The organism is Tunicatimonas sp. (assembly GCF_049647865.1).
Lineage (GTDB): Bacteria > Bacteroidota > Bacteroidia > Cytophagales > Cyclobacteriaceae > Tunicatimonas.
In genome coordinates this window covers 1-9,644 of sequence record NZ_JBARYM010000468.1, presented here as the reverse complement: position 1 = coordinate 9,644, position 9,644 = coordinate 1, and the positions used below count along the sequence as shown (strand labels likewise).

At 41.7% G+C, this 9,644-nt stretch carries 11 protein-coding genes; 7 read left to right on the top strand and 4 right to left on the bottom strand.

The features are described from left to right. Positions 1 to 41 precede the first annotated feature (41 nt). From WBA23_RS13990 to recO, 3 genes are all read left to right on the top strand, one after another. Positions 42 to 236: a DUF433 domain-containing protein gene (locus WBA23_RS13990; RefSeq protein ID WP_424582898.1), complete on the top strand. Its 195-nt coding sequence runs from the start codon at positions 42 to 44 to the stop codon at positions 234 to 236. Positions 237 to 369: 133 nt separating this feature from the next. After that, positions 370 to 816 (top strand): hypothetical protein, encoded by a 447-nt coding sequence (locus WBA23_RS13985; protein ID WP_424582897.1) that lies wholly within the window; start codon positions 370 to 372, stop codon positions 814 to 816. 55 nt (positions 817 to 871) lie between these two features. Further along, positions 872 to 1,567, top strand: coding sequence for a DNA repair protein RecO (gene recO, locus WBA23_RS13980; protein ID WP_424582896.1), 696 nt, complete (start codon positions 872 to 874; stop codon positions 1,565 to 1,567). Here the strand turns inward: recO and WBA23_RS13975 are convergent, their stop codons facing one another. From WBA23_RS13975 to WBA23_RS13965, 3 genes are all read right to left on the bottom strand, one after another. Next, positions 1,568 to 3,163, bottom strand: coding sequence for a hypothetical protein (locus tag WBA23_RS13975; RefSeq protein ID WP_424582895.1), 1,596 nt, complete (start codon positions 3,161 to 3,163; stop codon positions 1,568 to 1,570). Between the two features lie 78 nt (positions 3,164 to 3,241). Next, a complete protein-coding gene (locus WBA23_RS13970; RefSeq protein WP_424582894.1) occupies positions 3,242 to 4,336 on the bottom strand; it encodes a GAF domain-containing protein in 1,095 nt (364 codons plus the stop codon). A gap of 238 nt (positions 4,337 to 4,574) precedes the next feature. Next, entirely contained in the window at positions 4,575 to 4,763 is a 189-nt protein-coding gene (locus tag WBA23_RS13965) for a hypothetical protein (RefSeq protein ID WP_424582893.1), read from the bottom strand. Between the two features lie 323 nt (positions 4,764 to 5,086). On the opposite strand from WBA23_RS13965, the gene WBA23_RS13960 reads away from it, so the two are divergent. Next, a complete protein-coding gene (locus tag WBA23_RS13960; protein ID WP_424582892.1) occupies positions 5,087 to 5,734 on the top strand; it encodes a hypothetical protein in 648 nt (215 codons plus the stop codon). Between the two features lie 67 nt (positions 5,735 to 5,801). Here WBA23_RS13960 and WBA23_RS13955 read toward each other — a convergent pair whose 3' ends face one another. After that, entirely contained in the window at positions 5,802 to 7,643 is a 1,842-nt protein-coding gene (locus WBA23_RS13955; protein ID WP_424582891.1) for a MutS-related protein, read from the bottom strand. A gap of 240 nt (positions 7,644 to 7,883) precedes the next feature. Between WBA23_RS13955 and WBA23_RS13950 the strand changes: the two genes are divergently transcribed. The 3 genes from WBA23_RS13950 to WBA23_RS13940 form a co-directional block, all read left to right on the top strand. Continuing rightward, positions 7,884 to 8,261 carry a hypothetical protein gene (locus WBA23_RS13950; protein WP_424582890.1) on the top strand — a complete coding sequence of 126 codons (378 nt, stop codon included), beginning with the start codon at positions 7,884 to 7,886 and terminating at the stop codon, positions 8,259 to 8,261. Positions 8,262 to 8,431: 170 nt separating this feature from the next. Continuing rightward, positions 8,432 to 9,442, top strand: a complete 1,011-nt coding sequence (locus WBA23_RS13945; RefSeq protein WP_424582889.1) for a hypothetical protein — start codon at positions 8,432 to 8,434, stop codon at positions 9,440 to 9,442. 22 nt (positions 9,443 to 9,464) lie between these two features. Then, on the top strand, positions 9,465 to 9,644 hold a 180-nt coding region (locus WBA23_RS13940; protein WP_424582888.1), incomplete at its 3' end, for a hypothetical protein.

Sequence of the window (9,644 nt, the reverse complement as noted above, 5' to 3'; positions counted from 1 at the left end):
AATTTGTTATGTCTTAGTTCTAATCAACATGAACATTTGTTATGAAGTATCGAGATAGGATTGTGTCAAACCATGAAATTATGCTGGGTAAACCCGTGATTAAAGGCACAAGAATTACAGTAGAAATTATTCTAAAAAAACTATCGGAGGGCGCAGACCATCAAGATATTTTACGTATGTACCCTCGTTTGAAAGGGGAAGATAGTAGGGCCGGCTTAACGTTGCTTCCGAAATAGTAGCGAATGAAGAAGTTATGGAGCTTAAGAAGTGATTCTTGCTGTGAAGATAATCTTCTTTCTATTCTTAACATCTCTGTATTTGTCTTGCAAGTCACCTCTCAAAATCGTAGAGCAGCCGACCCAATATTCTATGGTAGTAGAAAGTAAAGGGTTTCAAGGAGTTATTTTCTCAGAAGATACAGACTGCACTTATTGTTTTAAGAGCGAGAAGAGATTCAGTCCAACTCTGCATAATATTCAAGAAGCAGAAGAAGTTTTAAAAAACAATTTGAGGCAAGAGAATAGGGAGAGGGTTAATCAAGGGAAAAATTGCCCAGTGATCCACAAAAACCTTAACAATTACAGAAGGCAGTACTTTGGATATATTAATCAGGAAGGAGATAGCATAATCTATACGATCTTTGAGTGGGATAGATATTCTATATCCGATAGGATGAGAGGTTTGTCAAAGAACGAGAGTGAGCATTGGAAAAAGGAGATGGTTATGGTCTTCGATGGGTGTAGTTATTATTGGGTAGTCAACATCAATATAACCGAACAAAGCTTATTCGGCCTTAGAACTAATGGGTCAGCATAGATGACAGAACTTATATGCCTATTTTTAGATTAAACAGTAGGCATTATAAAGCACTATGCTACACAAAACCCGAGGGATTGTTCTGAATTTTATTAAGTATCGTGAAACGTCAATCGTTACGCGCATTTATACCGAAGACTTTGGGTTGCAGTCCTATATTGTAAATGGGGTGCGTGGTAGCAATAAGAGGAGTAAGAGCAAAATATCTTTTTTTCAGCCACTTACCCTACTTGAACTTGTCGTCTACTACAAGCGTAATGCCGGATTGAACCGTATTTCGGAAATCAAATGCCCGGAACCCTACCAGAGTATACCCTACGACTTCCGCAAGTCTAGTATTGCGATGTTTGTAACGGAGGTGCTCAATAAGTGCCTAAAAGAAGAGGAAAGTAATACCAACCAATTTGAGTTTTTGCGCTACTCGCTGCAAATGTTTGATCATTTGGAAGGACACTACGAAAATTTTCACCTTCAACTCATGCTAAAACTAAGTCGCTACTTAGGTTTTGCTCCTGCAACCGCCGATGATCTATTTAATGAAGTGTACGAGTACATTGGTAAGCCAACTATTGATGAACAAGACCGGCAGGTGCTGGATCTACTTCTGCAGAGCCCGTACACTAGCTCGGTAAAAATGAGTAATGCTACCCGACGACTATTACTAGACGATCTTATCAAGTACTATCAGCGGCACGTGAGTGGTTTTGGTGAGCTTAAATCCATTGCGGTGCTCCGAGAGATACTGGAGTAGCTACACCGCTGCCTCATCAGCCTGACCAATCTCGTTTAGCGTTTCTTCAGTCTCCTGAGCCAACGTATCGTCACCTACTGCCTCAGCTGCTTGTCGCTTACCCTGTAGTAATCGCACTCGCTTAGGAGCGCGTTCTAACCCTTTTTCAAATTGCTCTAGAGCTTCCTGCGGACGATTACTCTTTAGTAGCCATTCGCCGTACAGTTCGCGAGTAGGTTTTACAATTAGAGGCGGGCCGTAGGAGTAGCTAACACTTTCGTCCAAGGCAATAGCTTCCTGCATATAGCGTTCAGCTTCTTGGTTGTTTTGTTTTAAAAGTGCGTGTAAAGCTTTCAGTTCCAGTGCCATCACATTTGCGTAATCTATGTCTAACTGGCTAGGCACCTCACGGGTGAGCGCACTGCAAGTAGCAATGTTTTGGTTTTGTACTCGCACTTTTTCCTGTTCTATATTTTCTTCAATGGTAGTGATAGCTTGCTGAACACCTTCAGTATTTTGTTGTTGGAAGGCAGTCATGCCATCAGTGAAGTTGTTCAGGGCTTTTACTAGAATATTTAGATCAGATACGTCTACCGCTAGTTCAGTCCATGGGCTATTCCAACGATCAGTTTCTACCAGATAGGTGCCTCGCATGTAAGCCAAATGACGGCGGGCGTACTTGGAAGGAGTTTTGGTAGCGTACTGCTGCATATTTTTTAGTAGTTCTTCAGCATTAGCCTGACGCCCCTGTTGCAAATAGCCGTACTGCAACCAGTGGTAGGCGTGGTAGCTACGTCCGTCGTTATCCTTGTCTTCTCGCTCCATTTTAGCAACACTAGCTTCGTAAGATGCTTCATTGGAAGATACTACATTGCCCCACATACCTAGCGCTACGTAGATATGAGAAGGCATATGCAGGGCGTGGCTGGCATCGGGCGCAACTTTAGCGTATTTATTGGCGGCATCTAATGCCCTAAAGGCATGAGTAGGATCATCGTAAGAATGAATAAGGTAATGCAGAGCACCCGGGTGTTGGGCATTTTTGGTTAGTATGTTTTGAGCAATGGCTGCGCCTTGTTCGTACACTTCGTTGTCGCGGTCTTCTACCGAACCGAGCAGTGAAAGAGCATAGAAAGCGGCTACCTCGTGGTTATCGGGGTAGCGTTGGTGCATATCTTTCATGTAACTAGCGTAGGCCTGATCACGTTCGGGCTTAGGTTGATCGGTGGCGTAGAGTATATCCATTGCTTTCAGAAAGTCTTGCTCTAGGGGGCTTACCTTAGCGCGAACTTTATCGTTAAGTTTCTGCAGGGCAGCCGTCCCCGCTTCGTAATCCTGTTCGCTCCACAGCCCGTGGTGATAGCTCATCGCCTCACCCCAATAAGCCATCGCTAAATCAGGATCAAGCTCTTGGGCTTTCAGAAATTCTTGACGAGCATCGCGATACTCAAAACTATGAAGTAGCAGTAGACCTCTTTTGAAGTGGGGAAGAGCTTCGGACTCGCCGGTTACGGCCAGCTCAATACTTCCTAAGCGGGAAGTTTCTTCTGAGGCTGATGGAGAAGTGCAGCCAGTAAAGTATACAGCCAATACTAGCAATAGGGAAAAAGTGCGCATAGCAGATAAAGGTTAGATAAAGATGCTTACGAAAGTTAGAGAAAATAGGCTAGTGAACAAAGCATTAATCGGCCCTCCTTACTTCCTAGTCTTTCTTCTGTCGTAAACATCGTGAAGCTTACGGGTAAATTCGTCTAGCTCATCAGCCACTATTTTAATGTAGCGAGCATGCTCTTTAAGCTGCTCAGCACTCAAATTCTTGTTGTCGCTGAGGGCCACTAAGCCAAGCAGACTACTAATAGGGCGGCGTATTATATGAGATATGTCGAAAGAAATCTGTTCCAGAGTTTCTTCATATTCCTTCCTATTCGTAACGTCCTGAAAGATTCCGTACCAGATTACACTACCATCCTCTAATTTTTCCGGTACAGATTTGCAGGTAAACCATCGGACAGTATTATCTCGCATTAGCACGCGATATTCCATATTGAGAGGACTAACCTTTTGAAATGACTCATGAATCTCTTGTATTACATTTGGTAGGTCTTCCGGATGAATAAAATCAAAGATTAACTGTACATTCTCTTTTATACTCTCTGGATTAAGATCAGGATAAAACGCCGATATACCCTTACTGAGAAAGTCAAATGACATAGCCTTCTGAGTATTCATTCGAAACTGGTAAACTACTCCCGGTACCTGATCGGTGAGGTTTATCAGTTGAGTAGTACTCAACTTACTATTTCTGCGCTGTTCAATAAGTTCCTTGCGGATATCCAAGAAGTCTATAACTTTTTTAGCTAAGAGGATAAGGGCTTTCTTTTCAGTCTCCGAAATTTTATGGGGCCTGCTATCCAATACACATAAAGTTCCTAATACGCTGCCTCTAGATGTTTGAATGGGAGCCCCCGCGTAAAAGCGTATATGAGGTTCACCTACAACAATGGGAATATCTTTGAAACGAGCATCGTGTAATGGATCATCGGCTACTAAAACCTCGTCGGGCTTGCTGAGCGCATACTGACAGAAAGAGTCCTTCCGATGATGGTAGGTAACATCCATGCCTATCTTAGCTTTACACCACTGACGTTCTTGGTCAAGAAGCGTGATAAGGGCAATAGGAGTATCACATATTGCTGAAGCTATTTCTACTAACTCATCTAGCTCTCTCTCTGGCGAAGTATCTAATATCTCATAGCTTAGTAAATCTTGAATTCTTTCCTGTTCGTTCATAGATAAGCGATTTCAGTTTTCCACACTAGTGATAGATGGTGGAAGCACGACTGAATGAATAGCTGCCTGGCGTATAACACAATATACCGAATTTTGTTGATTTTTTGCAAGTATATATTAAACAAATGCATAAGCAATACTATCCCTATGCTAACTAGTGGAAGGTGTTTACCGGTAGATACACGACCCCTTTGGTTCACGACAAAACCAGTCAACATAATCTTCAGCTTGTCATAAGTTAAATAGGATGTACTGCGACTGACGCTTTTATAGAGGTGATGTAGAAGGCATACGGTAAATATTCTAACGGCTCAGCCTCCACCATTCCGATAGGCGGTAGCACACCCCAGTACTTAGCAATGGTGAGTACAGGAATGAACGAGCGATCTGGTAGATAATCAGAGGCGTTGCTGGAATTCCCAACCACTTATTATAGACTGGCACTATCACCGACTATATTCTCCGCTAGTGCTACCCCCTCAAGAACTGCAATGCACGTAAGAATTATGAGTGCTACGTGGTTGGATGTAATAGATATGCAAGGTATAGGCAGATTCCCGCAGTATTACTTGCAGTAGATGAGACAAAATGATAGGTAATAAAGCGATTGGCGCAATGAAGTGTTTTATATTACATATATAATTTTAACTATAACTATTAAAGTATATATTATGCTTATATGTTATCTTTGCTATATATTATTTTAAAATATGTATTGCTTATTGTTCTAGATAGTTAACAGATTTAATTATGAAGGTACAGAATGTTTCTCAAATCATAAATGAGGCGGAGCTTATTATTGCCAACGTTGCTCGTAATCCGCAAATACAAAAAAGCTTAGCTAATTACGGCTTTCCTGCGAAACGAATTAAGGAGGGAGAGACCTTACTAAAAATAGCTATCCAGCTAAAAACCATGATGGAAGATCAGCAAGAAGCTCGCTATGAGACCTCTCAATCGTGGTTAACTGACTTTCAGAGTGCCAGAGCTACCTACCAAGGCTACGTGAATTTGGCCCGAACAGTATATCGCAATCAGCCTACGATTCTCCGTAAGCTAAAGATAGATCGTCCCACTCCTAAGCAGCAGCAAACCTGGATCGAGCAAGCACTGCACTTTTATAGCAAGGTATCAACCTATAAAGAGGCGATTGAGCAGCGGTACGGGCTAAGCACCGAGGTTTGGGGGCAAGCATTATCCGAGGTAGAATCGTTATCAACATCTCGTAGTGAACGCTTACATCTACGCGCTCAGGCACAACAGGCCACTGAGCAGCGTAATCGTTCACTAGTACAACTACACGCTTGGGTAAAGGAGCTAAAGTATATTGCTAAAGTAGCTCTAAAAGAAGATCCCCAATTACTGGAAGCTTTGGGAATTGTGGTGCCATCGCGCTAAATGGGTAGTTGCTAATCAGCCAATTTGTGTTTCATCGGCTAGCTTGGCTAGTACTCTTCATAGCACACTAAGAGAAACTGAATTCGGTTAGTACGTTGATACCACTTCTTCTCATTAGCTCGCTGGCATTAAAATCTTTACATAGGCCGGGAGTGAGACGGTAGTCAAAAGTCATATCTCCCTCCTGTATCTCACTATTAAAGCTGTAGTTAGTCACAAGATTATGCTTGCCAGCCACATCGGCTAAATCTAAATCGTGCGTCGATATCATACCGAACGCATTAAGCTCCTGCAATTGCTTGATCAATGAAAACCCTCCCCGATGACGGTCCTTAGAGTTGGTACCTTTAAACATTTCGTCTAGCAGAAAGAAAACAGGTTCTCCCTGTTGAATCAATTTCAAAAGCTGCTCTACTTTTCTTAACTCAGCATTAAACGAGGAGATCCCTTCTTCTAGGTTATCTTGGGTACGCATACTGGTGAACAGCTGCATTGCGGTTAGTTCGGCAGTATCAGCGCAGCAGGGGGCACCCATCAGTCCCAGTACGATATTTACTCCAACGGTTCTTAGGAAGGTGCTTTTTCCAGCCATATTAGAACCGGTAATCATCACGATATTATCTGATGATTTGAGATTAAAATCATTACAAATTCTACCTTCGGGTTTTAGCAGAGGGTGCCCGAGTGCACCGAAATGGATAGTGCATGCCCCCTCTTTTATCTTCGGAAAGGTGTAACTGGGGTTTGAATACGAAAAGCCAGCCAGACTGCTCAGTGTTTCAAATTCGCCCACGGCTTTCGCCCATATTCTGAGGTGCGAAGCGTTGGCCGTCTTCCATTTTTCGGCAGCAAGAATCCAGTAGACATCAATAAGCCAAAATGTGTTAAGCACTGGGTAGAACTGATTACTTAGCATACCGTTAGTCCCTTTTAGTTGGGCTATCCCCAGTATCCGTTTTATCTTGTTAATCTCCTGAGCTGCCGAGTAGTTCCCTTGAGTAAACACTGACCGAAGTTGCTGAAGGTGCTTAGCACTGAATTCTCCCGCCTCAATTTTGAGAATGAGCGCCTGGTACCCACCCAGTATCTTAACGTTCTGGTGAGTGTTATTGATAATCGCTTCAGCAACGCTTTTCACTCTTCTCAGAAACAGCGTGTTAATGATTAGCATCATAATTAAAGGAAGGGTATGGACGATAAAACCGGAGGTGTATGCGTACAGAAAATGATACAGCAGGGCCGCAGTAGTTAGAACAGCCAAGGCGATACTCGCTATTAAATATTTGTTCCGATGAAGTAATAGCTGAGTTGGAGTTTCCAACCAGTCTAGGAGCTTACGGTAATCGCTTTTGGCGTTGGTGAAGTGCATTCCCGAAGCCTGAAACTCCTGCCGCCACGCCAATTGAGGAGATAGCTCTTCAACTGCTTCCTGCCTCGCTATTATCGCCTCTTTGGTAGCCGGTTCTGATAACCATTCAGCCAAGCACTCGCGCCCCGACTCGGTGGTAGCTCGGTTGATCAATCGATAGAGCGAATGAGTTCCGAAGACGTCTAAGTCCGCTACGTACGGATGGTCGTGCTTCGTGAACGTTTGTCCGCTGGGAAGTAAAGATAAATTGTTTTGTAGTCGCTGAATCTCTTGTTCATTAACCTCAGCTAAGAAAGTCGCCTGATTTTTTTGGTAGGATGTTTTATTGTACCGCTTCATAAGCGCAGCAAACCCCAGTCCGCCGAATAGAGCAACTATAAGAACTAAGGCTATTGCTCCCTCGCTGGCAAAAAGAACAATAAGAAAAACCGAGAATACGAAAGCAACCAAGCGATACCACGAAAGCTCCTGTAGCTTACTAGCTAAACTTTTAACTGTCGCTTGATACTTTTCCTTATTCGTTTGATAAATGTTCACCACGCTAATATAAGAGGTTGAAGTAATTGTTGGTTAATCTACGCAATAGCTCTTGAAATCGTTCTGTAGGGTTCCTTTCAATTCCTTGTTTCTATTTCGAAAATTGCTTATCAGACCAGACCAGCCTACATTCGGTTTGTAGGTGCGCACGCCGAACATAATAAAATTGACGTAACGACAATATGAAGGATGCAGTAATCATTCCCAAACTTATCCGCAGCGAGGCCAAGCTCGATGCAGCTTTTGCCTGAATCGACGAACTTATCGACGCTGCACCCGGGTACCCTGGCCTGGGAAGAATTGGATCTACTAAGTGAACTGGTTTGGGCCTATGAACAGCACTGTTATGCTATCTCTCCTCCTGATCTTATAGCACTACTTAATTCCAAGCTGGAAAGTGGCGAACTGAACTTAGACCAATTAAAGGAAGTCTTACCCAACCGGTCTACCCGCTCTCAGGTACTAAATAAAAAGAGACGTATCTCTATGAAGGCTGCGCTGGAAATGGTAGATCGAGAATGGGTTCCGGTAGAATCATTCTTTCAAACTTCTTATTGGAGCTCTTTTGAGAGGCAGCGTTTCATCAGAAAGTATAGTTTTTTATTGAGTAGTGCTATTTGATGTGTTCTGAAAGGCACTCTAAACTTATGGTGATACTAGAAACTTAATTTCCTCCCCCTAAACTGCTATAACTTACGTTAAGCTCCATTTTAATCCATAGTTAACGTTGCCTTAATATCCTTCTAATGTACTACAAGAAGTGAAGATGCTTTATATTAGAGGCAGAAACAATGAATTTAATGACTCAAAGTAAAATTCAAAAGTTAAGAGAGATTATTACAAAAGCTGTTGACGATGGAATCAGTCTGGCTTTAGAAAGATATACAGAGTTAAAATCTAGAGGGTTTGATAGTTTTTACCTTCCGAAACATGCGGACTTTCCTTCAATGTCAGAATTCTCATCTGGTCTACCTGCGTTTTCAATAACACCAGCTTACTATGGATTTGAGGTAAGTTATGCGAAAATTCTATTTGATTCTAAGGAAGATGTTGTATTGGAATCATGGCAAACACTGATAGATCACTTTTTCAGTAATGCAGACATAGCAGCTTTCTTCGATTTTCAGGATAGGGATTTGCCAGATGAATTGAAAACGGAGTTTTTGAAGTTTTCCATTCTCGAAACTTTACGATCTCTGATTGATGCTATAATCCACACTTCAAAAGACCATGATATAAACTCGAGAATTAAACGTCAAAAAATAGATAACTGGATATTTTCTATTACAAAAGAAACTGTAGAATATGAGCTTTTAGTACCTATTCTTATTCACCAACCTGACTGTACGAAATTTCAAATCAATGAGAACATTAGAATCCAAGAAATCGATAAAAACCTTCAGTTAAGTCGCAACTTTAGTTTACCTAGCAAAATAGTAGCTCATAAGCATGTTGTCGGTGCTGCGACTCACGCCATAATTATCAATAATCAATTGACAGATATTTCTAACAACAACCGAAGCGATAGACATAAAATCTTGGAAGAGAAAGTTGCTGGGAATTACGATTTAGTTCTAAAGCTTTTTTCTATTATCCGGTTAGTCATAAATGACTCAGTGGGGTTTTGCCAGTTGATTTGCAAGCCAGTTGGTTTCGAAGAGAATTGGCTTGCAAACTTACCTGACGTTGATGTTTTTGCATTGAAAAAATATCCGCCACATTATGAAGAAGGAATCTGGCATGAAAAGAAGGTTATTACTAAGAAGCAATTAAGTCGAAATAAAGAAATATTTCAACCTTGACACAAATAACAATAAACTGGCTTTGGCGAAACGTAAGCTATTTGAATCCGATTTAAGAACGAATAGAGATGATTCTATATTAGATATTGCTACAGGTTTAGAGGCGCTTCTTTCGGATTCATCAGATAACTTGAAGTATAAAATTTCACTTCGTTCAGCGATAATATGCAAAAAGAAAAGATTACATGAATTTACACCAGTT

What these genes read in the sequence shown, in the direction of transcription:
- WBA23_RS13945 (WP_424582889.1), top strand. Translation starts at nt 8,432, where the DNA reads ATGAATTTAATGACTCAAAGTAAAATTCAAAAGTTAAGAGAGATTATT.
- WBA23_RS13990 (WP_424582898.1), top strand. Translation starts at nt 42, where the DNA reads ATGAAGTATCGAGATAGGATTGTGTCAAACCATGAAATTATGCTGGGT.
- WBA23_RS13975 (WP_424582895.1), bottom strand. Translation starts at nt 3,163, where the DNA reads ATGCGCACTTTTTCCCTATTGCTAGTATTGGCTGTATACTTTACTGGC.
- WBA23_RS13985 (WP_424582897.1), top strand. Translation starts at nt 370, where the DNA reads ATGGTAGTAGAAAGTAAAGGGTTTCAAGGAGTTATTTTCTCAGAAGAT.
- WBA23_RS13960 (WP_424582892.1), top strand. Translation starts at nt 5,087, where the DNA reads ATGAAGGTACAGAATGTTTCTCAAATCATAAATGAGGCGGAGCTTATT.
- recO (WP_424582896.1), top strand. Translation starts at nt 872, where the DNA reads ATGCTACACAAAACCCGAGGGATTGTTCTGAATTTTATTAAGTATCGT.
- WBA23_RS13970 (WP_424582894.1), bottom strand. Translation starts at nt 4,336, where the DNA reads ATGAACGAACAGGAAAGAATTCAAGATTTACTAAGCTATGAGATATTA.